This window comes from Candidatus Thiosymbion oneisti (genome assembly GCF_004359955.1).
Classification (GTDB): Bacteria; Pseudomonadota; Gammaproteobacteria; order Chromatiales; family Chromatiaceae; genus Thiosymbion; species Thiosymbion oneisti.
On sequence record NZ_SMSC01000002.1, the window covers coordinates 149,429 to 170,687 of the forward strand.

General features: G+C 59.5%; 22 protein-coding genes. 12 read left to right on the forward strand and 10 right to left on the reverse strand.

Annotated elements, in window-relative coordinates; genetic code table 11:
- Positions 1–270: 270 nt before the first annotated feature.
- The 3 genes from E1958_RS01675 to E1958_RS01685 all read right to left on the reverse strand — a co-directional run bounded on the left by E1958_RS01675 (position 271) and on the right by E1958_RS01685 (position 3,373).
- Positions 271–1,563: an FCSD flavin-binding domain-containing protein gene (locus E1958_RS01675; protein ID WP_133510324.1), complete on the reverse strand. Its 1,293-nt coding sequence runs from the start codon at positions 1,561–1,563 to the stop codon at positions 271–273.
- 18 nt (positions 1,564–1,581) lie between these two features.
- A complete protein-coding gene (locus tag E1958_RS01680; protein WP_133510325.1) occupies positions 1,582–2,190 on the reverse strand; it encodes a c-type cytochrome in 609 nt (202 codons plus the stop codon).
- A gap of 406 nt (positions 2,191–2,596) precedes the next feature.
- On the reverse strand, positions 2,597–3,373 hold the full coding sequence (locus E1958_RS01685) for an enoyl-ACP reductase FabI (protein ID WP_133510326.1): 777 nt from the start codon (positions 3,371–3,373) through the stop codon (positions 2,597–2,599).
- Between the two features lie 298 nt (positions 3,374–3,671).
- Here E1958_RS01685 and E1958_RS01690 point away from each other — a divergent pair, with 298 nt between their 5' ends.
- The 11 genes from E1958_RS01690 (at position 3,672) to E1958_RS01745 (ending at position 12,453) form a co-directional block, all read left to right on the forward strand.
- Entirely contained in the window at positions 3,672–3,950 is a 279-nt protein-coding gene (locus E1958_RS01690) for a type II toxin-antitoxin system RelE/ParE family toxin (protein WP_089728886.1), read from the forward strand.
- Between the two features lie 21 nt (positions 3,951–3,971).
- A complete protein-coding gene (locus E1958_RS01695; RefSeq protein WP_089728888.1) occupies positions 3,972–4,256 on the forward strand; it encodes a HigA family addiction module antitoxin in 285 nt (94 codons plus the stop codon).
- A gap of 50 nt (positions 4,257–4,306) precedes the next feature.
- Positions 4,307–6,487, forward strand: a complete 2,181-nt coding sequence (locus E1958_RS01700) for an ABC transporter substrate-binding protein (RefSeq protein WP_243725218.1) — start codon at positions 4,307–4,309, stop codon at positions 6,485–6,487.
- Between the two features lie 56 nt (positions 6,488–6,543).
- Positions 6,544–6,999 carry a clan AA aspartic protease gene (locus tag E1958_RS01705; protein ID WP_133510327.1) on the forward strand — a complete coding sequence of 152 codons (456 nt, stop codon included), beginning with the start codon at positions 6,544–6,546 and terminating at the stop codon, positions 6,997–6,999.
- Positions 7,000–7,002: 3 nt separating this feature from the next.
- Positions 7,003–7,980, forward strand: coding sequence for an ABC transporter permease (locus E1958_RS01710; RefSeq protein ID WP_133510328.1), 978 nt, complete (start codon positions 7,003–7,005; stop codon positions 7,978–7,980).
- Between the two features lie 314 nt (positions 7,981–8,294).
- The gene (locus tag E1958_RS01715) at positions 8,295–9,179 is read left to right on the forward strand and encodes a hypothetical protein (protein ID WP_133510329.1); all 885 of its coding nucleotides are present in this window, start codon (positions 8,295–8,297) and stop codon (positions 9,177–9,179) included.
- 15 nt (positions 9,180–9,194) lie between these two features.
- Entirely contained in the window at positions 9,195–9,554 is a 360-nt protein-coding gene (locus E1958_RS01720) for a HigA family addiction module antitoxin (protein ID WP_424945058.1), read from the forward strand.
- A gap of 301 nt (positions 9,555–9,855) precedes the next feature.
- Positions 9,856–11,265 carry an ABC transporter permease gene (locus E1958_RS01730; protein WP_133510330.1) on the forward strand — a complete coding sequence of 470 codons (1,410 nt, stop codon included), beginning with the start codon at positions 9,856–9,858 and terminating at the stop codon, positions 11,263–11,265.
- On the forward strand, positions 11,255–11,392 hold the full coding sequence (locus E1958_RS01735; RefSeq protein WP_243448329.1) for a type II toxin-antitoxin system RelE/ParE family toxin: 138 nt from the start codon (positions 11,255–11,257) through the stop codon (positions 11,390–11,392). The genes E1958_RS01730 and E1958_RS01735 overlap by 11 nt, the downstream gene beginning before the upstream one ends.
- Positions 11,393–11,467: 75 nt before the next feature.
- Entirely contained in the window at positions 11,468–11,590 is a 123-nt protein-coding gene (locus tag E1958_RS21810; RefSeq protein ID WP_424945060.1) for a hypothetical protein, read from the forward strand.
- Positions 11,533–12,453, forward strand: a complete 921-nt coding sequence (locus E1958_RS01745) for an urease accessory protein UreD (protein WP_089728418.1) — start codon at positions 11,533–11,535, stop codon at positions 12,451–12,453. Before E1958_RS21810 ends, E1958_RS01745 begins: the two co-directional genes overlap by 58 nt.
- A 162-nt stretch (positions 12,454–12,615) precedes the next feature.
- On the opposite strand, the gene greA is transcribed toward E1958_RS01745, so the two are convergent.
- The 7 genes from greA to E1958_RS01780 form a co-directional block, all read right to left on the reverse strand.
- Complete coding sequence (gene greA / locus E1958_RS01750) at positions 12,616–13,104, reverse strand: transcription elongation factor GreA (protein ID WP_089728415.1); 489 nt, start codon at positions 13,102–13,104, stop codon at positions 12,616–12,618.
- Position 13,105: 1 nt separating this feature from the next.
- The gene (carB, locus tag E1958_RS01755) at positions 13,106–16,312 is read right to left on the reverse strand and encodes a carbamoyl-phosphate synthase large subunit (RefSeq protein WP_133510333.1); all 3,207 of its coding nucleotides are present in this window, start codon (positions 16,310–16,312) and stop codon (positions 13,106–13,108) included.
- Positions 16,313–16,407: 95 nt separating this feature from the next.
- Entirely contained in the window at positions 16,408–16,821 is a 414-nt protein-coding gene (locus E1958_RS01760; protein ID WP_133510334.1) for a GxxExxY protein, read from the reverse strand.
- 151 nt (positions 16,822–16,972) lie between these two features.
- Positions 16,973–17,119, reverse strand: coding sequence for a GxxExxY protein (locus tag E1958_RS21585; RefSeq protein WP_133510335.1), 147 nt, complete (start codon positions 17,117–17,119; stop codon positions 16,973–16,975).
- A 131-nt stretch (positions 17,120–17,250) separates the two neighbouring features.
- Positions 17,251–18,432: a TIR domain-containing protein gene (locus E1958_RS01770; protein ID WP_207787617.1), complete on the reverse strand. Its 1,182-nt coding sequence runs from the start codon at positions 18,430–18,432 to the stop codon at positions 17,251–17,253.
- A gap of 63 nt (positions 18,433–18,495) precedes the next feature.
- Entirely contained in the window at positions 18,496–19,638 is a 1,143-nt protein-coding gene (gene carA / locus E1958_RS01775; protein ID WP_133510336.1) for a glutamine-hydrolyzing carbamoyl-phosphate synthase small subunit, read from the reverse strand.
- 532 nt (positions 19,639–20,170) lie between these two features.
- A complete protein-coding gene (locus E1958_RS01780) occupies positions 20,171–20,845 on the reverse strand; it encodes a Fe2+-dependent dioxygenase (RefSeq protein ID WP_133510337.1) in 675 nt (224 codons plus the stop codon).
- A 75-nt stretch (positions 20,846–20,920) separates the two neighbouring features.
- On the opposite strand from E1958_RS01780, the gene E1958_RS01785 reads away from it, so the two are divergent.
- On the forward strand, positions 20,921–21,247 hold the full coding sequence (locus E1958_RS01785; protein WP_207787618.1) for a hypothetical protein: 327 nt from the start codon (positions 20,921–20,923) through the stop codon (positions 21,245–21,247).
- The last annotated feature ends 12 nt before the right edge of the window (positions 21,248–21,259 follow it).

Genomic DNA, 21,259 nt, shown 5'->3' on the forward strand with positions numbered 1-21,259 from the left:
TTTGGCGTTGCCTGAGCGGGCGTCGTGTCGGGTTACGACGTGTTCAGGATGACAGCGTACCCGACTGAATACCGAATGTTGGGCACGGGCCATCCCTGGCCCTTTGCCCAACCTACCTGACGGGCGGTCGGTGCCGGCTGCGACGATACCGGCGACTGATGAACCGGGCACTCGCAAGGGATGCCCCTACTTTGCGTCCTTTGCGTCCTTTGCGCTTTTGCGGTTCATACCCTTCCCTGGAAACCGGTGACTCTCCTCATAGCTTCGCCATCAACCGAAGATATCCGCGGTAATATTCTTGAACCAGCTGTAGGCGTACTGCACTTCGCGCCGCCGGGCCTCGGGGGAGGTATCCATGGGGGTCAGACCACCGGCGCCCTCGACCCCGGCGATGGTCTTGCCGTCTTCGCTGAGCCGATAGACCGCAGCCACCGAAACAGCCCAGTTCTTGCCGATGATGGAGTAGCAGGTATTGACGTAGGAGGGGGTTCCCGGCTCCTCACCCTTGAGCATGGCGACTACCGCGGCCGCGCACACCTTGGCCTGACTGTTGGCCGCGTAGGCGGATTTGGGCATCTTGGTGGCGATGCAGGCGTCGCCGATCACATGCACCCCCGGATGTTTGGAGGACTCGAAGGTCTTCTTGTCCACCGGGCACCAGCCGCTATCATCCGTGAGATCCGAGACCTGGGCGATCTTGCCGGCCCGTTGCGGCGGGATGATGTTCAGGACGTCGGCCTTGACCTCGTCGCCGAAGCTGGTTTCCACCGTCATGCTGCCCGCGTCCACCTTGACCACGGCCGCGTCCGGACCCGGCTGCCACTCGATCATGGCCTGGTTGGCACCGAAGCCATAGAGGGCCTTCCAACCCTGGGTGAACAGGCCCTGCTTGGAGAATTTCTGCTTGGCGTCCAGGATCAGGACCTTGGATTTGGGCTTGTGTTGCTTGAAGTAGTGGGCCATTTGACTGGCGCGCTCGTAGGGTCCGGGCGGACAGCGGAAGGGATTCGGGGGGGCGGCGATGACGGCGGTGCCGCCGTCGGGCATCGCTTCGAGCTGGGCACGCAGGAGCCTGGTCTGCTCACCGGCCTTCCAGGCGTGGGGCAGCTTGCGGCTGGCCGCTTCGCTGTAGCCCTCGATCTTGTCATAGAGCAGCTCGATACCGGGGGCGACGACACAGCGATCGAAGGCATAGTCTTTGCCGCCGACCTTGACGACCTTGGCGGCCGGGTCGACCAGCTCGGCGGTCGCGTGAACCACCTCGATACCCATGGCCTCGAGCTTGTCGTAGCCGAACTTGATGGTATCGATGGTGCGGTCGCCGCCGAGCACCTCATTGCTCAGGTAGCAGGTGTGATAATGGGTGTTGGGCTCGATGATGGTGACGTCCACCGAGGCATCCGCCAGCTTGATGTAGCGGGCGACAGTGGCACCGCCGGTACCCCCACCGACGACGACGACTTTCTTCTTGCCGGCGCCCAGGGCCAGCTGCGGAACACCAACCATGCCGACAGCGGTAGCGGCCCCGGCGGCCTTGACGAAATCGCGACGATTCATGTTCATGGGTGCTTTCCTCTTCACTCACTGCTGGCCGGCATAGAAGGCGTTGATGGCCGCCAGGCCCGCTTCACCTTCTTTCTTGAGCAGCTTGTCAAGCTTTTTCTTCATCTTTTTGGGCATCTCGCGGCGGCCTTCGCGGAAGTCGGTCATGGTATTCGCCAGGTACGGGACCCATTGGCCGGCCAGCAGGTGATACTCGGCGTCTTCGCCCGCGATCGGCTTGCCGCCTTCTTCGTGGCACTTCTCGCAGTATTTATCGTGCAGCTTGACGCCTTTCTTAGCCGCGGCCGCGTCGAATTCCTGTTTGGCCGGGACGAACTTCTGGGCGGCGAAGTGACCGGCCATCCGCTCGATCTCCTCATCCGTATAGCCCTTGGCGATGCGGCCCATAATGGTGCCGTAGGTGTCGCCGCTCTTAAATGCCTGCATGGTCTCGACGAAGGCCGTCTTTTCCATCTGAGCGATGCTGGGCGAGGCCGGGCCGAGGCTGTTACCGTGCATGCCGTGGCAACCGTAGCAGGTGCCCGCGAGCATGCCTGCGCTGGCGGTGTCGCCGGCGGATCCGGCGGTCGAGAGAGCGAGCGCCAACGCGCCGGTGGCTAAGGCCAGGTTCATTGTTGGTTTGGCCATGTCATCTCCTTTGTATTTTTCGGGGTGGTAACTAAGGGCACCCTAAAACGTCAAGGAGCCCGTGCGGGGTCGAGATGCCCCCTTCCGTTCAATCGCATCACCGATTGAATCCGAGCGAAACCGAAAGTCCAAAGATGCGGTTCACGGCCTGCCTGTGCGTCCCTGCCTGTCTGCGTGCAGGGACGCAGACAGGTGCTTACCACACCATTGATGCGGTTCGCGCCGGTCGCTCCGCTCCCGGCGCTCACCACATCCTACGGGCTATCGTTAACATTTTTGCGTTGATTCGCGTTTATTTGCGGCAAAAAATAACTCCCGATGGAAGAACCAAACCGATGTTATCGGTACTTCGGTACAGCCGTACTCGGGTCACGGACCGGCGGCGGTGTTTAGCCGGGTGTAGGAGTCAGCCCAGACCTAAGATGTGGTAACCGGTATCCACGTACAGTATCTCGCCCGTAATCCCGGAGGCCAGATCGGAGCAGAGAAAGGCCGCCGCATTGCCGACTTCCTCGATGGTCACGTTACGCCGCAGGGGGGTGCATTCCTCCACCTGCTTGAGCATACCCCGGAAATCCGCGATCCCGGAGGCGGCCAGGGTGCGGATGGGGCCGGCGGAGATGGCGTTGACCCGGATACCTTCCGGGCCGAGGGAGGCGGCCAGATAGCGGGCGTTTGCCTCCAGGCTCGCCTTGGCGAGGCCCATGACGTTGTAGTTGGGCACGGCGCGCACCGCCCCCAGGTAGGTCATGGTCAGGAGGGTACCCTTGCGGCCCTGCATCATCCCGCGTCCGGCCTTGGCCAGGGCGGCGAAGCTGTAGGCGCTGATGTCGTGGGTGATGGCGAAGCCCTCACGGGTGACGGCGTCGATATAGTCGCCTTCGAGCTGCTCCCGGGGGGCGAAGCCGATCGAGTGCACGATGGCATCGAGACCGTCCCAATGGCCGGATAGATCCCGGAAGACGGCCGCTATCTGATCGTCGCTCGTTACGTCCAGGGGCAACACCAGCTCCGATCCGCACTCGGCGGCCAGGTCCTCGACCCGGGATTTGAGCTTCTCGGTCTGGTAGGTCAGGGCGATCCGGGCCCCTTCGCGGTGCATGGCCTGCGCCACACCGTAGGCGATGGAACGGTTGCTGGCGACGCCGGTGATGAGGACCCGTTTATCTTGTAAGAAACCCATAGTGTTCCGATCCTGTGTGTGGTGGTTGAACCGATGGCTGACAAGGCACGTGTGAAGTGCGATCATTGGTTCTTGTTTTATTTCTTCTCCGAGTGTCCAGTCCCCGTGGGGTGGCCGGTCCGATTGCGGCTCTTTATCTGCGTGCAACGGTTGTAAGTTGCGGTTCGTCGAAATAGGCCCACAATTCCTCCTCGCCCCACCTTGTCAGCACACAAAACTCTTTGACTTAGTCGCCCATGCTTGGATAAATGTCAACAGCCCCCTAGCGGCTTAAAGGAATGCATTATACTGTTGCTGGATGATCAAATCTTTCCGCTGTAAGCACACGGAGGCCCTGTTTCGCGGCAAGCCCACAATACGATTTCGCTCCTTTCAGTCGGTAGCGGAGCGGAAACTCCAGATGCTCGACATCGCCCGCCGCCTCGATGATATGCGCATACCGCCGGCGAACAGGTTGGAGGCCCTGAAGGGAGACCGGCGCGGGCAGTGGAGTATCCGGATAAACGATCAGTGGCGTTTGTGTTTTCGCTTCGCGGACGGTAACGCCTATGATGCCGAAATCGTCGATTACCATTGAGGATCCAGGACAATAAACAAGATGCGTCCCATCCATCCCGGCGAGATCCTGCGTGAGGAGTTTCTGATCCCTCTCGGGTTGTCGGCGAACGCCCTGGCCGTCGAGCTCGAGGTTCCGGCCCCGTGTGTCAACGACATCGTGCGCGAACGCCATGCCGTCACGCCGGACACTGCGCTGCGGCTTTCGCGTTACTTCGGGACGAGCCCCGAGTTCTGGATGGACCTGCAAACCGCCTATGATCTGAAAGCTGCTGTCAGAGATTCGGGCGACAGGATCAAAGCAGAAGTCTCTCCGCGGACTGCATAGGTCCGCTGGGGTGAGCAACAAACCCGGTGGAGACCTGAAGGTTGCAGCGCATTAGACTGGGCCTGCTGCTGGCCTCGCTGCCGGCCTTGCTGCTAACAAGCTTGCTGAGCGCCTGCGGCGATACCCCCTGGAACCACCCCTATCCGCGCGACCAGGCGGGGGCCGATGTTCTCTATGCTTCCTTCTCCGAGCGTCCCAAGCATCTGGACCCGGCGCGCTCCTATAGCTCGAACGAGTATGTCTTTATCGCCCAGATCTACGAGCCGCCGCTGCAATATCACTTCCTGAAACGGCCCTACGAGCTGGTTCCCCTCTCCGCCACCCAGGTGCCGGTGCCGACCTATCGGGATGCGGACGACAAGCCGCTCCCGGCCGATACATCCGCAGAAAAGATCGCCTATAGCGAATATCTGATCCGCATCCGGCCCGGGATCCGGTATCAGCCCCATCCCGCCTTCGCAAAAGACGAAGGCGGGCGACCGCGGTACCTGGACCTGACGGCCGCGGATCTTACCGGGATCAATCGCTTGTCCGATTTCCCGCATCAGGGCACCCGGGAGCTGACGGCGGAGGATTTTGTCTATCAGATCAAGCGCCTAGCCGTACCCTGGCTGCACTCGCCGATTGCCGGCACCATGAAGGAGCACATCCATGACTTCGCGGCGTTGGCCGAGCGTATCGAGCAGGCAGCACCTGCGCCCATTCCCGGCGAGGCGCGGCCCTTCCTGGATCTGCGGACCGTCCCCTTCGCCGGTGCCCAGGTTGTGGACAGATACAGCTACCGCATCCGCATCGAGGGCAAGTATCCCCAGTTCCTCTACTGGCTCGCCATGCCCTTCTTCGCCCCTATCCCGTGGGAGGCGGACCGCTTTTATGCCCAACCCGGTATGAAGCGGCGCAATCTTACCCTGGATTGGTATCCGGTGGGCACCGGGGCCTTCTGGCTGGAAGAGAACAATCCCAATCTGCGCATGGTACTGGCGCGCAATCCCAACTTTCACGGCGAGTCCTATCCCGCCCAGGGCATGCCGGGAGATGAAGCGGCGGGGTTATTGGCGGACGCCGGCCGGCCTTTGCCCTTCATCGAGCGCGCCGTCTACAGCCTGGAGAAGGAAAACATCCCCTACTGGAACAAGTTTCTGCAGGGCTACTACGATAGCTCGGGGATCTCCTCCGATGCCTTCGATCAGGTGATCCAATTCAGCGGTCAGGGCGAAGCGCTCCTGACCGACCGCATGCGGGAAAAAGGGATCGGGCTGCGGACGGCGGTTCTGACGTCCATCTACTATATGGGCTTCAACATGCGCGATCCGGTAGTAGGCGGTGATTCGGAGCGCGCGCGTCTGCTGCGGCGGGCCATCTCCATTGCCGTCGACTATGAGGAATTTATCGCCATCTTTGCCAATGGCCGGGGGATTGCTGCCCAGGGGCCGATCCCGCCGGGCATCTTCGGATACCGTGAAGGCAAGCCGGGGATCAATCCTTATGTCTACAGCTGGCGGGACGGGCGGGCCGTGCGCCGCGGTCTGGAGGAGGCGCAAGACCTGTTGGCCCAGGCGGGCTATCCACGCGGCCGGGACCCGGCGATGGGCAAGGCCCTGAGCCTGAACTACGAGGCCGTGGTCCAAGGCCCGGACGGCAAGGCGCGCCTGAGCTGGCTGCGCAAGCAGTTCAAAAAGCTCGGCATCCAGCTCGTGGTGCGGGCGACGGATTACAACCGCTTTCAGGAGAAGATGCGCAAGGGTACCGGGCAGATCTTCATCCGGGGCTGGAACGCGGACTACCCGGACCCGGAGAACTTTCTGTTCCTGCTCTACGGCCCCAACAGCAAGGTGGCGGGAGGCGGGGAGAATTCCTCCAACTATGCCAATCCGCGCTTCGATGCCTTGTTCGAGCAAATGAAGAGCATGGACAACGGCCCTGAACGTCGAGCGGTGATCGACGAGATGGTGGAGATCGCCCGCCGGGATGCCCCTTGGTTGTGGGGCCGCTATCCCAAGGCATTCAGTCTATACCACGGTTGGGTGGGGAACCTGAAGCCCAACCTAATGGCCAACAACGCCCTCAAATACTGCCGCGTGGATGCCGCCCGGCGCGAGCGATTGCGCCGGGAATGGAACCGGCCCGTGCTCTGGCCCCTGTGGTTGACGGCCGGTCTGCTGGCGGTGGGGGCACTGCCGGCGGTCCGGGTCTTCCGCCGCCGCGAGCGCCGCGCTGCCCTGCCGCCATGAATCCTTGTTATCCGCAAATGAGCGCAAATTGGCTGTCATCAGTACGGGAGTGAATTATGGGGTTGGTAAATGCACACATCGAACTTTCGAATCCGAGACACCGGGATATTGCCCCGGTCTCAGTGAAATGCTTGGTCGATACGGGTTCCTTGCATTTGTGTCTGCCGGAACGGATCGCGATCCAGCTCAGGCTCGAAGAACTGTACCAACGGGAGGTGACGACAGCCGACGGCAAGCGACACCGGGTCCCATACATGGGACCGCTGGTGGTGAGGTTCGAGAATCGTGCTTGCTTCACCGGTGCCTTGGTATTCGGAGACGAGGTCTTGCTCGGTGCTGTTCCGATGGAAGATATGGACATACTCGTAGCGCCTTCTAAACAGACCCTGGTCGTGAATCCGGAAAGTCCGGATATCGCACTGTCGGTCGCAAAACGCTTGGCTATTGCGGCTAAAAAAAGAGCTCCCCGACAATCCGAAATCTCATACCCCGATGATGATTCGATAGCCTGATCTATGACCGCCTACATCCTCCGCCGACTACTGTATGCCATCCCCATCCTGATCGGCGTGAATCTGATCACCTTCCTGCTGTTCTTCGTGGTCAGCTCCCCCGATGACATGGCCCGCATGCAACTGGGCGTGAAGCGGGTCACGCCGGAGGCAATCGCAACCTGGAAGCGGGAGCGCGGCTACGACCGGCCCCTGCTCTTCGATCAAGAGGCCACGGGACCGGGCAAGGTTACGAATACCATCTTCTTCACCAAATCGGTGCGGTTGTTCGCCTTCGACTTCGGCTCCTCGGACAGCGGGCGAGACATCGGTTTCGACATCGCCCAGCGCATGTGGCCCAGCCTTGCCATCGCCGTCCCCGTGCTCCTGGTGGGCTTGGCTGTAAACATCAGCCTGGCCCTGTTCATCGTCTTCTTTCGGGCTACTTATATCGACTATGCGAGTGTGGTCCTGCTGGTCGCCATGATGTCTATCTCCGGGCTCTTCTACATCATCGGCGGCCAATATCTGCTCAGCAAGCTGTTCCACCTGGTGCCCATCTCCGGCTATGACACCGGGCCGGCGGCCTGGAAGTTTCTGGTCCTGCCCGTCATTATCGGGGTCATCGGGGGCATCGGCACCGGCACGCGCTGGTATCGCACCCTGTTTCTGGAGGAGATCGGCAAGGACTATGTGCGCACCGCCCGCGCCAAGGGCCTGAGTGAGCGCCTGGTCCTGTTCCGGCACGTGCTCCGCAACGCCCTGATCCCGATCCTGACCGGCGTCGTAGTGGTACTGCCGCTGCTGTTCATGGGCAGCCTGATCACCGAGTCCTTCTTCGGCATCCCCGGGCTCGGCAGCTACACCATCGACGCCATCAATAACCAAGACTTCGCCATCGTGCGGGCCATGGTGTTCCTGGGCTCGGTCCTCTATATCCTGGGGCTCTTGCTCACCGACATCTCTTACACCCTGGTGGACCCGCGGGTGCGGCTGGGTTGACTGGAAACAAGAACCACGAATGGACACGAATAGACACGAATATTTTCATAGGCGCCAAACTCGGCTACTTTTTATCCGCAAATGAACGCGAATAAACGCCAATTTGGAATTGATTCAATTTGCGTCCATTTGTGGCTAAGTTGGTGTAGGGTCCGCTGTGCGGACCTTCTCATATACCAACACGCCAAAATTCATGCATCAACGGTCTGAGGCGAAGCCTTATTAGTAATGTATAAAACGAGGCAATTTATTCGCAGGCGATGCAATCGGGTCGGTCAGAGAGGGTGGATTTCCGAAGCTCGAGGTGAAACTCAATGCAAATTGCCAACCCAATCTACGATGTCGTATTCAAATATCTTATGCAGAATAACGAGATCGCCATCTTGATTCTCTCGACCATCCTGGATGAGGAGATCATGGCGCTGGATTTGCTTCCCCAGGAAATTTCGATGACGCTGGGAAATCGGTTTTTCACCGTGTGTTGGCTGGATTTTTCCGCCCGGATAAAGACCCGGGACGGCGCTGTCAAACAGGTTGTCATCGAGATCCAAAAGGCCAAGTTCGCCGCCGACATCATGCGGTTTCGTCGTTATCTCGGGGAACACTACGAGCAGGGATTCATGCTCGCATCAGGAAGCAAGGTGCAACAGGCCATCCCCATCATCAGCATCTATTTCCTGGGGTATCAACTGGAGCATGTGCAGGTGCCGGTCATCAAGGTGCTCAGAAACTACTATGACGCCGCCACCGGGCAAGCAATCTCCGCTCGGGAGGAATTCATTGAAAGCCTTACCCACGACAGCTTCGTGATCCAGATTCCCTACCTGGGTCCGGAGTACAAAACGGCTGCGGGACGACTCCTGGCCATTTTCGACCAACACCTGAAAGTATCGAGTGACGAGCATATCCTGGACATCGATGAGGCCGCTTATCCGCAAGAATATCGACAGGTAGTCCGCTGGTTGAATCGGGCCATCACCGAGCCGAAGATCAGACAGACCATGGATGTGGAGGATGATATCCTGGCGGAGCTGGAGGATATGGAACGACAGATCGCGGGAATGGGCCAGGCCCTGGAAGAGAAGGACAAGGTCATCGGGGAGCAGGGCAAGGCCCTGGAGGAGAAGGACAGACTGATTGCGGGGCTACGACAGAAGAAATCGGAACTGACCACGAATCACGCGAATCCACACAAATGATGCTTTCCCGTGGGAATGTGCGGAACCATTGGTAATCACATCTTTTATCCGCAGATTACCAAGATTACCACTGACAGGGGCATAGCCATGATGAAGAACCCTCCGCACCCCGGCGCGCTGCTCCGCGAGGACGTACTCACGCCGCTGGGTCTGTCGGTCAAAGAAGCCGCCGCACGCCTCGGCATGTCGCGGGTCGCGCTGTCGCGCGTGCTCAACGGCCATGCCGCCATCAGCCCGGACTTGGCCGTGCGCCTGGAACTTGCCGGCGTCAGCACGGCGCGCGCCTGGCTCACCATGCAGGCCAATTATGACTTGGCCCAGGCGATGCGGCACAAACAGCCGCCGGTGCGTGCCTTACAGGAAGTTGCCGCCTGACACACAGATCCATTGCTATGGGCCATGTAGTTGCAGATATCGAGCTCAGCAATCCCGGAAAACCGGATCTGGTGCCGATAAAGGTAAAGGCGCTTGCCGACTGTGAAAATCTGCGTAATCTGTGGATAACCGAGAACAGGATAGCAGGCCTCGCTTTCTTCTTTTAGAAGGCCGCAATCGGACCCGAGAACTACAAATGTCAACCCGCCCTAGCCTAGCTGGTGGGCGCAACCCACCCTACGGGTCTAAGCACGAAAAATAAGGTGAAACTGGATACTAATCCACCCACGGGGATACTGAGTTGCCCGTCGTCCTGCTGACCGATGCGCTCATCTACCTGCTGCTTGCATTAGCGCTGGGGTTCGCCCTCTATGCCGCGCGCCACGAGCACCTGCGCGCGCCCTGGCGTCGGGTCGGGCGCAGCCGGGTCGGGGTGTCGGCCTTGGTCATCCTCGCCTTCTATGTGGTCATCGGTCTATTGGACAGTGTGCATTTCCACCCCCGGGAAGAGGACCTGGCCGCGTCGGATACGACGGTATACTCGCCGGAGATCCTGAGCCTCCTGGATCTGTGGCTGACGCCCTTGCGGGAGCATCAGGAGAAGACTTACTCCGCACCCTTCGCGACCCACCTCTATGCCAAGGAGAGATTGGAGCTGCCCGATGGCCGGGTGATCCGGGACTACCCGCGGCTGCAATGGGGTGGGCGTCACCTGGCCGATCCGCACCAGGACCGGCTTCCCGACATTACCTGGAGCGCCCTGCGTGGTCTGCTCATGGGTCTGATCTGTTGGCTGTTGGTGGCCTGGTTACTGTTGTGGCTCCAGGCACGGCGCATGGACGTCGGGTTGCGGCGGACCTGCTGGGCGCTGGTTTGGGCAGGCCGCACCTCTGTCCCCTGGCGGGCGGCCCTGCTGACCTTAGGCGTCATGTTGATGCTGGGCTTTGTCGCCGGGGAGCTGGCGGGCAAGTACCACATCCTGGGTACCGACAAGGTGGGGGAGGACGTCTTCTACCAAAGCTTGAAGGGCGTCCGCACCGGCTTGGTCATCGGCACCCTGACGACCCTGGTCATGCTGCCCGCGGCCATCCTGCTCGGCATCATGGCGGGCTATTTCCGGGGCCTGGCGGACGACATCATCCAATACCTCTACACCACCCTGAGTTCGATCCCCGGCGTGCTCCTGATCGCCGCCGCCATTCTCATGCTCCAGATCTACATGAGCAATCACGAGCAAGACTTCGCCAGCCTGGTAGAGCGGGCGGATCTGCGGCTGCTGTTTCTGTGCATCATCCTCGGCGTGACCAGCTGGACGGGCCTGTGCCGGCTGCTGCGCGGGGAATCCCTTAAGCTGCGTGAGGTCGACTATGTGCAGGCGGCGGAGGCCCTAGGCGTGAGCCATGCCACGGTCATCGGCCGCCACATCCTGCCCAATGTCCTGCACATCGTGCTGATTACCCTGGTGCTCGACTTCAGCGGTCTGGTACTAGCCGAGGCGGTGCTGTCCTACATCAACATCGGCGTCGATCCCACCATGGACAGCTGGGGTAACATGATCAACGGCGCGCGCCTGGAGCTGGCACGGGAGCCGGTGGTCTGGTGGTCACTGGCGGCGGCCTTCCTGTTCATGTTCACCCTGGTCCTGTTCGCCAACCTGTTCGCGGACGTCGTGCGCGATGCCTTCGATCCGCGGTTGCGGGATGTCAGATAGGCGACTGCATCGTCTGAAGGGTGATCTGTCCGGTGGTTGGACGGTCACAGTGAGGGGTAACTGGCGCCTCGTTTTTCGCTTTGAAAATGGGGATGCCGTCGATGTCGATTACATGGATTACCATTGACTTGAGGTAAAAATGTCACACATGCATGACCCTGCGCATCCCGGAGAGGTGTTGCGCGAATACCTGCCGGAAGGCATGAGTGTTACCGAGGCGGCACGTAGGTTAGGCGTGACGCGGCAATCCTTGTCAGCGATTCTGAAATGTCAACACACCCTAATGACAGTGGGCGCCAACAGGGGCCGGAGAGAGGTGCGTTAAAACCCGACGATCTCCTCGAACGCGGCGCCGATGCTTCTGGGAGGTTGGTTGGGGGAGGCTGGTTAGGCAGGCTCGATCTGGGGTTCGAGGTGAGAGCCGGGCGAACGGTCCTGGCCCATAAACGCCAGGTCGGACCACTCACGGTCCAGCGCCCCTTTTACCCGGAGGGGGATAGTTGCCAGCTCTATCTGCTGCACCCGCCGGGGGGACTGGTCGGCGGCGACCGGATCGAGATCAGGCTGGATGTCGCTGCGGGTGCTTCGGTGCTGGTCACTACGCCCGGAGCGGCCAAGTTCTACCGCAGTGCAGGCACTGCCGCGACCGTGCAACAAGGCCTCAGGATCGCCGCCGGCGGATTACTCGAATGGTTTCCCCAGGAGAATATTCTGTTCCCCGGCGCGCAGGCACGTACCCGGACAAGCGTCGAGCTTGCCGGTGATGCGCGTTTCATCGGCTGGGAGATACAGAGTCTGGGACGGCCCGTGACCGGTGAACGCTTCGATCCAGGCACTGCAGATCTTGAGTTCAGGCTGGACCGGGACGGCCGACCCATGCTGAGGGACCGCCTGCGGGTGAACACAGGGCAGGCGCTCGACGGGCCGAGTAGCCTGCGTGGATTTCCTGTGTGCGGGACCTTCGTCGCCACGGGTGTGGAACCGGGGAGCTTGGAAGTGGCACGGGCAGCCTTATCGAACGAGAAAGACCACCCTACTGGACTGACCCTGATCGAGGATCTGCTCGTCGCGCGCTGCCTTGCCCCAGGCGTCGAGTCGGTGAGTCGGATCTTTCGTTCGCTTTGGGGCATACTCCGGCCCCGGCTGATGGGACGTGATACCTGTCCACCACGCATCTGGTCTACCTGATGGCACGGGAATGCCCTTTTTGGCTGCGCGGAACCCTTTTAGGACCGTGAAGGGGTGCGGAGGTAAACACGGAACGAACAAAATCAGAACTGTCATGGGGGCTATACCGCAATGCCATTAACTTAAGGAAAATCAATCCCTGTGCGTCTTTGTGGTTCGGAATCATTCGTAACGGACTCCCAGGATCTCGAACTCGCGTAGTCCGCCGGGCGTCTCGACCGCAACCAGGTCGTCCACTTGCTTTCCAATCAGGGATCGGGCAATGGGCGAGCTGATGGAAATCAGACCACGTGTGGAGTCGGCCTCGTCGTCGCCGACGATCCGAAAGGTTTGCTCCTGGTCACCGTCGAGCTCCAGCACCTCCACGGTGGCGCCGAAGATCACCTTGCCGTTAGCCAGAGTCCGGGTGTGTTCATCCGTCACATCGACGATGTGGGCGTTGGAGAGCTTGGTCTCGATGTCTTTGATGCGACCCTCGATGAAGCCTTGCTGCTCGCGGGCCGCATGGTACTCGGCATTCTCCTTGAGATCGCCGTGTGAGCGCGCCTCGGCAATGGCCTCGATGATCCGGGGCCGCTCGACTCGTTTTAGGCGCTCGAGCTCGGAACGCAATTGCTCAGCGCCGCTGGCGGTCAGAGGTATTTTGTGCATGTCAGTAAAGTTCCTGTAACCGATTGACTCCGACAGCGTCCAGCTGCTTCAAGGCCAGACAGGTCGCTTCGGCACCGGAGATGGTGGTAGTGTAGCTTACCTTATATTGGAGGGCGGCCCGCCGGATCTCCGCGGAGTCGATGATGGCCTGGGCACCTTCGGTGGTATTGACGATGAAGCTGACCTCATGGTTCTTGATCATGTCGACGATATGGGGGCGTCCCTCCGCGACCTTGTTGACAGCCCGACATGGGATACCCGCTTCTTCTACCGCCGCCGCGCTGCCGCGGGTGCCGTAAAGGTCGAAGCCGAGCTCCAACAGCTCCCTGGCTACCCGTACCAATCTTGACCTGTCCGCCTGGCGTACGCTCAGCATCGCGTTGCCCCGGCTCGGCAATCCCGTCCCGGCCCCATCCTGGGCCTTGGCGTAGGCCTCGCCGAAGGATTCGCCGACGCCCATGACCTCCCCGGTGGATTTCATCTCCGGCCCCAACACGGTGTCTACGCCGGGAAACTTGATGAACGGGAACACGGCCTCCTTCACGAAGTAGTGTTTCGGCCGGCGTTCCTTGACCAGACCCTGCTCCCGGAGGGATACGCCGACCATGCAACGTGCCGCCACCTTCGCCAGGGGGACCCCGATGGACTTGGAGACGAAAGGCACGGTACGCGAGGCCCGCGGATTGACCTCCAGAACGTAGATCTCCTGATCCTTGACCGCGAACTGGGCGTTCATCAACCCGACCACCTTCAAGGCCCGTGCCAGCTTGATCATCTGCTCGCGCATCCGCTCCTGAATGGCCGGTGAGAGCGTATAGGGAGGTAGCGAGCAGGCGGAATCGCCGGAGTGTACACCGGCCTGCTCGATGTGCTCCATGATGCCGCCGATCAGTACCTCTTTGCCGTCGCAGACGGCATCCACGTCTACCTCGATGGCGTCGGCGATGAAGCGGTCGAGCAACACGGGGGATGCGTTCGATACCCGCACCGCTTCACGCATGTAGCGCTTGAGGTCGGTCTCGTCGTAGACAATCTCCATGGCCCGGCCGCCGAGCACATAGGAAGGTCGCACCACCAGAGGATAGCCGATCCGCATCGCTTCGGTCACCGCCTCTCCCTCACTGCTGGCGGTGGCGTTGGGGGGCTGGCGCAGGCCCAGATCCCGGATCAGGTGCTGGAAGCGTCCGCGATCCTCCGCCAGGTCGATGGAGTCCGGCGTGGTGCCGATGATGGGCACACCGGCGGTCTCCAGATCCCGGGCGAGCTTGAGCGGGGTCTGACCGCCGTACTGGACGATGACGCCGAAGGGCCGCTCCTTGGCGACGATCTCCAACACATCTTCTAAGGTCAGGGGCTCGAAGTAGAGCCGGTCCGAGGTGTCGTAGTCCGTGGATACGGTCTCCGGGTTGCAGTTGACCATGATGGTCTCATAGCCGTCCTCGCGCATGGCGAAGGCAGCGTGGACGCAGCAGTAGTCGAACTCGATGCCCTGGCCGATGCGGTTGGGCCCGCCGCCCAGGACCATGATCTTTTTGCGTTCGGTAGGTTCAGCCTCGCACGCTTCCTCGTAAGTGGAGTACAGGTAGGCCGTGCCGGCGGCAAACTCGGCGGCACAGGTATCCACCCGTTTGTAGACGGGACCTATATCCAGTGCGTGCCGCAGCGCCCGGACCCGCTGCTCGTCGATACCGACCAGCGACGCCAAGCGCCGATCGGAAAACCCCTTGCGCTTCAGAAAGCGTAGACGCCCGGCGGTCAGTCCCGCGGCCCCCTCGGATCTGACGTCCGCCTCGATCCGGACGAGTGCTTCGATCTGGGCCAGGAACCAGGGATCGATGCAGCTGAGCCTGTGAAGCTTCCGTAGCGACATGCCGGCCCGGAAGGCATCGGCTACATAGAGGATGCGTTCCGCACCGGACTGGCGGACCTCCCGGCGCAGGATTCGGTGGACCTCCGGGTGAGTCGGGTCCACCACTTCGTCGAGTCCGGACCGGTCCGTTTCCAGCCCGCGCAGGGCCTTTTGCAACGACTCCTGAAAGGTGCGTCCGATGGCCATCACCTCCCCCACCGATTTCATCTGGGTAGTGAGCCTGGGGTCCGCCTGGGGAAACTTCTCGAAGGCGAAGCGGGGGATCTTGGTGACCACATAATCGATGGTGGGCTCGAATGCGGCGGGGGTAGCACCGCCTGTGATCTCGTTCTCCAACTCATCGAGCCGATAGCCCACCGCCAGCTTGGCTGCCACCTTGGCGATGGGAAAGCCGGTGGCCTTGGAGGCCAACGCCGAGGAGCGCGAGACCCGGGGATTCATCTCGATGATGAGCATGCGCCCGTCGTCCGGGTTGATCGCGAACTGCACATTGGAGCCGCCGGTGTCGACGCCGATCTCCCGCAGTACGGCGATCGAGGCGTCGCGCATCCGCTGGTATTCCTTGTCCGTTAGGGTCTGGGCCGGGGCGACCGTAATGGAGTCGCCGGTGTGTACCCCCATGGGGTCGAGATTCTCGATGGAGCAAATGATGATGCAGTTGTCCCGGTGGTCCCGCACCACCTCCATCTCGTACTCCTTCCATCCTAGAACCGACTCCTCGATCAGCAGCTCGCTGGTCGGAGAAAGGTCCAGCCCGCGCCGGCAGATATCCTCAAATTCCTCCCGATTGTAAGCGATGCCGCCGCCGCTGCCGCCCAGGGTGAAAGAGGGTCGGATGATGGCCGGAAAGCCGATTTGGGCCTGTACCTGCCGGGCCTCTTCCAGGCTGTGGGCCATGGCGGATTTAGGCAGGTCCAGCCCGATCTTGCGCATGGCCCGGCGGAATAGATCCCGGTCTTCCGCCTTGTCGATGGCCTCCCGGGAGGCCCCGATCAGCTCGACGCCATACCGCTCCAGCACCCCTTCGCGCACCAGGTCGAGGGCCGTATTGAGCGCCGTCTGACCACCCATAGTGGGCAGCAGAGCGTCCGGGCGCTCCTTCTCGATAATGCGCTCAAGGGTCTGCCAGCTAATGGGCTCGATGTAAGTAGCATCGGCCATCTCCGGGTCCGTCATGATGGTGGCCGGATTCGAGTTGACCAGGACGACGCGATAGCCCTCCTCCCGCAGCGCCTTGCAGGCCTGGGCCCCGGAGTAATCGAACTCGCAGGCCTGACCGATCACAATAGGACCGGCGCCGATGATCAGGATGCTTTCGATGTCTGTTCGTCTCGGCATGGAAACTCTGTTACCTGATGGGGATTACTTTTTTGCCGCAAATGAACGCGAATAAACGCAAATAGGTTGAAAATGCTTGGCCGAGGTCTGCTGGGTCAGATTGATCTGTGGTCGTCGTGTCTCCACACGATGCGGTTCACTCCCAAGCGAGGCGTGCCGAAATTCAGTAACAGCCCCACGCTAAGACCCGTACCCCGAAGATAATTCATCACTTGGGCGCTGTGCTCCGCGATAACGCGATTGACCGCCTTCAGTTCCACCAGTAGCTCACCTGCAACCAAAATGTCTGCGACAAAGGTCCCTACGACCCGATCTTTGTAGCGGACTACCAACTCCCTCTGCCGCTCGAAGGGAATTCGCTGCTCAGCCAGCTCGACGCACAAAGCGTTCTCGTACACGGACTCCAAAAACCCAGGCCCCAAGATATTGCTGACCTCGAACGCACACCCGATAACCCGCCGAGAGATTGGTTCGTCTTTATCGACTGTTTTTGACGCATTTGCGTTCATCTGCAACTAATTCTTCTAGTTATGTATCAAATCGATGAAATGAAATGATCGAACAGGGACACCACGTCACCTGATGGGAATTATTTTTCGCCGCAAATAAACGCAAATAAACGCAAATAGGTTGAAAAAGGCCTGACTGAAGTCTGCCGGGTCAGATTGACTTGACGCACAAAGCGTTCTCGTACACAGATTCCAAGAACCCAGGCCCCAAGATATTGCTGATCTCGAACGCACACCCGATAACACGCCGAGAGATTGGTTCGCCCTCATCGACTGTTCTTGATGCATTTGCGTTCATCTACGACTAATTCTTCTGGTTATGTATCAATGGGAATTATTTTTTGCCGCAAATAAACGCAAATCGGTTGAAAAGGTCTGGCTGAAATCTGCCGGGTCAGATTGATTTGATACACAAAGCGTCGCTAGATGCTAATTTTCATCAACAAGTCCTTCACGCTCAAGAACCCTGCGGATACCTTCAAAAACAGCAGATACATTACCTGTTGGGAAACGAATTTGCCCCAACCCTTGAACATTTGAAAATTCTTCGCAACCTTCTTCTAAGAGAATGATTGCCCGTTCAAAACCGAACCTCCCCTGGAATAGTCCTGCTTCATGAATCACGTTTTGGCGCGCATGTTGCTTTCCGTCAGCCAGCTCATCTTCGGCTGTCATTATCAGGAACGCAATGGTGGCCTCATCCAGCATTTGAGAAAGACGCGCAATATTCGTAAAACCTGCAACGGGTACACGATTGAATTCATCCCATGGAAGACGCATTCGATCTTGAATGAAGTCTTTTAGGTCTTTCCATACGGACGACCTCCCATGTCCTATAAATACGTTTGTTCCAACTCGTTCTGATCGAGATTTGTGTTTTTCTACATTTTGGATATGAGAGGCAGCTCTCCAGCTTAGCTTCGATAATTCTTCGCAAGCAGTGAACGGGTATCGAATTGCAAGTACTTGTGCTAAAACGCTGATATGGGGTGGTGTATGAAGACCAGCCTGAATGGCTGACATATCGCAGGATATCACTTGGCCACTTGGTCTCATAGCTTTGATGAAGTCGCTTGCACCAAAAACCTTCATTTCTTCTACTTTTTTAGAAATATCGTTCAAGTATTTGTCATCACGACGGGCCTCAAGCATACTTACCAAAAGCGATAAAATACTGGATTGAGCTTCTTCAAACTCTTTGCTTGTAGTCGCTGACAGTTCTTCTTGTTGAGTAGTATCAGGATTGCCTGCTGTTTGCTTTATTGAATCGATAACATCGTCAAATCGATATTCTCTCCAATCCTCAACGGTAGCCCCGATCCCGAGTGAGTCCATCATTCCCCATTCTTTACTAAAACGCGCTCCAGAAGGTGGAGCAGTTAACCCTGCATAGTAGACCCGGGAATGATAGCCAAACCATGATCCACTCCAAGCTTTCCCTATTTCTTCGGCGGCATCTGTTAATTGTTGCAAAGGCTTACTGAACTTTTCTTCCAGAATTCTACCCTTTGCTTCCATGCTGTCCGCAATTCTGAAAAGTTCATCAGCTACTGACATATCCTTTCCCTTTTTACGCCCAAGACCCGATAACACGCCGGGATATAGATTCACCCTCATCGACTATTCTTGATACATTTGCGTTCATTCGCGTTCATTTGCGGCTAATTTTTTCATTCATTCACGCATCAAATCGATAAAGTGGTCGAACAGAGGCGCCACGTCATGTGGTCCGGGACTCGCCTCCGGGTGGCCCTGGAAACCGAAGGCAGGATATTCCCGGTGATGGATGCCTTGCAGGGAGCCATCGAAGAGAGAACGGTGGGTCGCCCGGACCTGGGCCGGGAGACTGTCCTCGTCCACCGCGAAGCCATGGTTCTGGCTGCTGATCATCACCCGACCCGTGGCCAGGTCCTGCACCGGGTGATTGGCGCCATGGTGGCCGAACTTCATCTTCAGGGTGCGGGCGCCGCAAGCCAGGGCCAGGAGCTGATGTCCCAGGCAGATGCCGAACAGGGGGATACCGGTCTCCAGAAGCATGCGAATCGCCGTAATCGCGTAATCGCATGGCTCCGGATCCCCAGGGCCGTTGGATAGGAAAATACCGTCCGGCCGCCGCGCGAGTACCTCGGCAGCCGGCATCCGGGCAGGCACAACGGCTACCCGGCAGCCGCGCTGCACCAGCATGCGCAGAATATTGCGCTTGATCCCATAGTCATAGGCAACCACCTGCAGCGGGGGCCGCTCGTCGCTCGGGGGCGGCACATCCGAGCCACCGGCACTCAGGTCCCAGACCCCTTGGGTCCACTCGTAGGGGGTCGGCGTGGTCACCTCTCTCGCCAGATCCATTCCCTGCAAGCCCGGAAACGACTTCGCCGCCCCGACCGCGGTGGCCTCGTCGATGGCATTCCCCGCCTGGATACAGCCGTTCTGGGCGCCCTTCTCCCTCAGGATTCGGGTCAATTGCCGGGTGTCGACGTCGGCGATGGCCGTCACGCCATGGCGCACCAGATAGTCGTCCAGGGACGCCTGCAGACGCCAATTGCTGGCGTGTACCGGGAGATCACGCACGACCAATCCGGCGGCATGGACCTGGGAGGACTCCTCGTCATCCGCGTTGGCGCCCACGTTGCCGATATGGGGATAAGTCAGGGTTACCAGCTGCCGGCAGTACGACGGATCGGTCAGGATCTCCTGGTAGCCGGTCATGGCGGTGTTGAAGACCACCTCGCCGACACTTTGGCCATCCGCACCGATGGAAGTCCCACGGAAGATGGACCCGTCTTCCAGGACCAGAATAGCGGGTTTTCTCAAGGGCATCTCCGAACGAACCGGGTGGTATCAGGGGCACCGCCAGTGACGCATAGGGAGCGCGTCTCGTCCTTTCAGCATTTGACTTAAGAATCTGTCTGGCAAAAAACGTAATGCATTGATTTATCTGCTAAATCTCTGCTCCGAGCAAATTGGGTACAGCTTTATAAACAAGGGTTTGCCTTTTTTGCCAGACAGGTTCTAAGAAAATCGAAAGTAATGCCAGGCTCGCTCCTTTGCCCCCTTGGAGGAGCGGGTTGGGGTGAGGGGCAACCAATGGCTTTAGTTTCGATACGGTTAGCTAGGAAGCATGCGTGGTGGCGGGATACCCGATACCATCCTAGCCCGCATATCTTACCGGGCCGAATTCTAAGGGCAGGCCAATGCCCTGTCCACGGCGGCAATGAGGTTATCGGGGCGAGTGCGTATAACTTGGCTATCCAAAGGAACCCTGGCATGTTAGTCCCCGTTCCAAGCAGCCATCCGCCGCTTCCGGGACCTGACACCTAGGCTGTCCCTCATTCCTCCCCCGGAACCCGCCTTATACCTCCGCCCACATCCGCAGCAGGTTTACGTAGCACCTGTCCAGGTACCCCGTCGTCTCCTCTTCCGGCGCCTCCTTCAGCAGCTTCTCCCGCGCCAGGTTGAGCTCGTAGAGCAGCTCCCGTTGCGCGGGATCGCGCACGTAGCTTTGGACCCAGGTCAGGGCCACCAGGCGCTCGCCCCGGGTCACGGGCGTGACCCGATGCAGGCTCGAGGCGGGGTAGATGACCGCATCCCCGGCCGGGAGCTTGAACTGTTTCTCACCGAACGAGGTCCGAATCGCCAGCTCACCCCCGTCGTAGGTCTCCGGTCGATTGAGGAAGATCGTGATCGCGATGTCGCTGCGCAAGCGCGGCCCGGTACTGCCCATGATGGGATCGTCCACATGGTCGCCGTAGGTCATGCCGGGTCGGTAGCAGGCAAAGATGGGGTCCGCCACCCGATGGGGTAAGGCGCCGAAACGGAAGGTCTCGTGGTGGCCGAGACTCGCCATGAGGATGCGGATCAACAGCTTCATACGCGCGGGATCCGCCCGCAGCTCCAGGTTGTCCTTGACCCGGGCGGCGGCGAAGCCGGCGGTGAGCTTCCCATCGACGCAGGGCGCAGCGGCGAGGACCTGGTGGATCTTTTCGAGTTGGGCCTGGTCGAGCAGGCCGGGGACGGTCAAGAGCATGGGCAATCTTCCATTGGGACTTAAGCGCCTCTGCTAGAATGCGGTCCTGCCGGGCTGCATAAAAAGGGGCGCACTATGATTCTAAAGGCCATCATCGACGATCAGGAATATAGCCTCAACGTACCCGAGACCGTGCTCGCGCAGGGTGAGGAATACTTCGCAAGACTCGATGCCGACATGGACCAAGGCTGGCAGATGAGCCGCGAGTGGGTGCAACATCCGAATCAAGTGGAACGCTGCCAGATCGTTGCCGACAAGCTCCTGACCGCCCTGGAAAACGAGAACCAGAAACTGGGTATGCTCACGGCCGGCTATATCCTGAGCCGAATGCCGGATGTCGACACGGTGGAGATCGACATCCATGGTGAAATTCAGAATACCCAGTTCATCAGGCAGTCCTGAAAATCTTTGCGA

Excerpts from the sequence above, each read along its gene's own strand:
- E1958_RS01675 (WP_133510324.1), bottom strand. The coding sequence starts at position 1,563 with ATGAACATGAATCGTCGCGATTTCGTCAAGGCCGCCGGGGCCGCTACC.
- E1958_RS01680 (WP_133510325.1), bottom strand. The coding sequence starts at position 2,190 with ATGGCCAAACCAACAATGAACCTGGCCTTAGCCACCGGCGCGTTGGCG.
- E1958_RS01685 (WP_133510326.1), bottom strand. The coding sequence starts at position 3,373 with ATGGGTTTCTTACAAGATAAACGGGTCCTCATCACCGGCGTCGCCAGC.
- E1958_RS01690 (WP_089728886.1), top strand. The coding sequence starts at position 3,672 with ATGATCAAATCTTTCCGCTGTAAGCACACGGAGGCCCTGTTTCGCGGC.
- E1958_RS01695 (WP_089728888.1), top strand. The coding sequence starts at position 3,972 with ATGCGTCCCATCCATCCCGGCGAGATCCTGCGTGAGGAGTTTCTGATC.
- E1958_RS01705 (WP_133510327.1), top strand. The coding sequence starts at position 6,544 with ATGGGGTTGGTAAATGCACACATCGAACTTTCGAATCCGAGACACCGG.
- E1958_RS01710 (WP_133510328.1), top strand. The coding sequence starts at position 7,003 with ATGACCGCCTACATCCTCCGCCGACTACTGTATGCCATCCCCATCCTG.
- E1958_RS01715 (WP_133510329.1), top strand. The coding sequence starts at position 8,295 with ATGCAAATTGCCAACCCAATCTACGATGTCGTATTCAAATATCTTATG.
- E1958_RS01720 (WP_424945058.1), top strand. The coding sequence starts at position 9,195 with ATGTGCGGAACCATTGGTAATCACATCTTTTATCCGCAGATTACCAAG.
- E1958_RS01735 (WP_243448329.1), top strand. The coding sequence starts at position 11,255 with ATGTCAGATAGGCGACTGCATCGTCTGAAGGGTGATCTGTCCGGTGGT.
- E1958_RS21810 (WP_424945060.1), top strand. The coding sequence starts at position 11,468 with ATGAGTGTTACCGAGGCGGCACGTAGGTTAGGCGTGACGCGGCAATCC.
- E1958_RS01745 (WP_089728418.1), top strand. The coding sequence starts at position 11,533 with ATGTCAACACACCCTAATGACAGTGGGCGCCAACAGGGGCCGGAGAGA.
- greA (WP_089728415.1), bottom strand. The coding sequence starts at position 13,104 with ATGCACAAAATACCTCTGACCGCCAGCGGCGCTGAGCAATTGCGTTCC.
- carB (WP_133510333.1), bottom strand. The coding sequence starts at position 16,312 with ATGCCGAGACGAACAGACATCGAAAGCATCCTGATCATCGGCGCCGGT.
- E1958_RS01760 (WP_133510334.1), bottom strand. The coding sequence starts at position 16,821 with ATGAACGCAAATGCGTCAAAAACAGTCGATAAAGACGAACCAATCTCT.
- E1958_RS21585 (WP_133510335.1), bottom strand. The coding sequence starts at position 17,119 with ATGAACGCAAATGCATCAAGAACAGTCGATGAGGGCGAACCAATCTCT.
- carA (WP_133510336.1), bottom strand. The coding sequence starts at position 19,638 with ATGCCCTTGAGAAAACCCGCTATTCTGGTCCTGGAAGACGGGTCCATC.
- E1958_RS01780 (WP_133510337.1), bottom strand. The coding sequence starts at position 20,845 with ATGCTCTTGACCGTCCCCGGCCTGCTCGACCAGGCCCAACTCGAAAAG.
- E1958_RS01785 (WP_207787618.1), top strand. The coding sequence starts at position 20,921 with ATGATTCTAAAGGCCATCATCGACGATCAGGAATATAGCCTCAACGTA.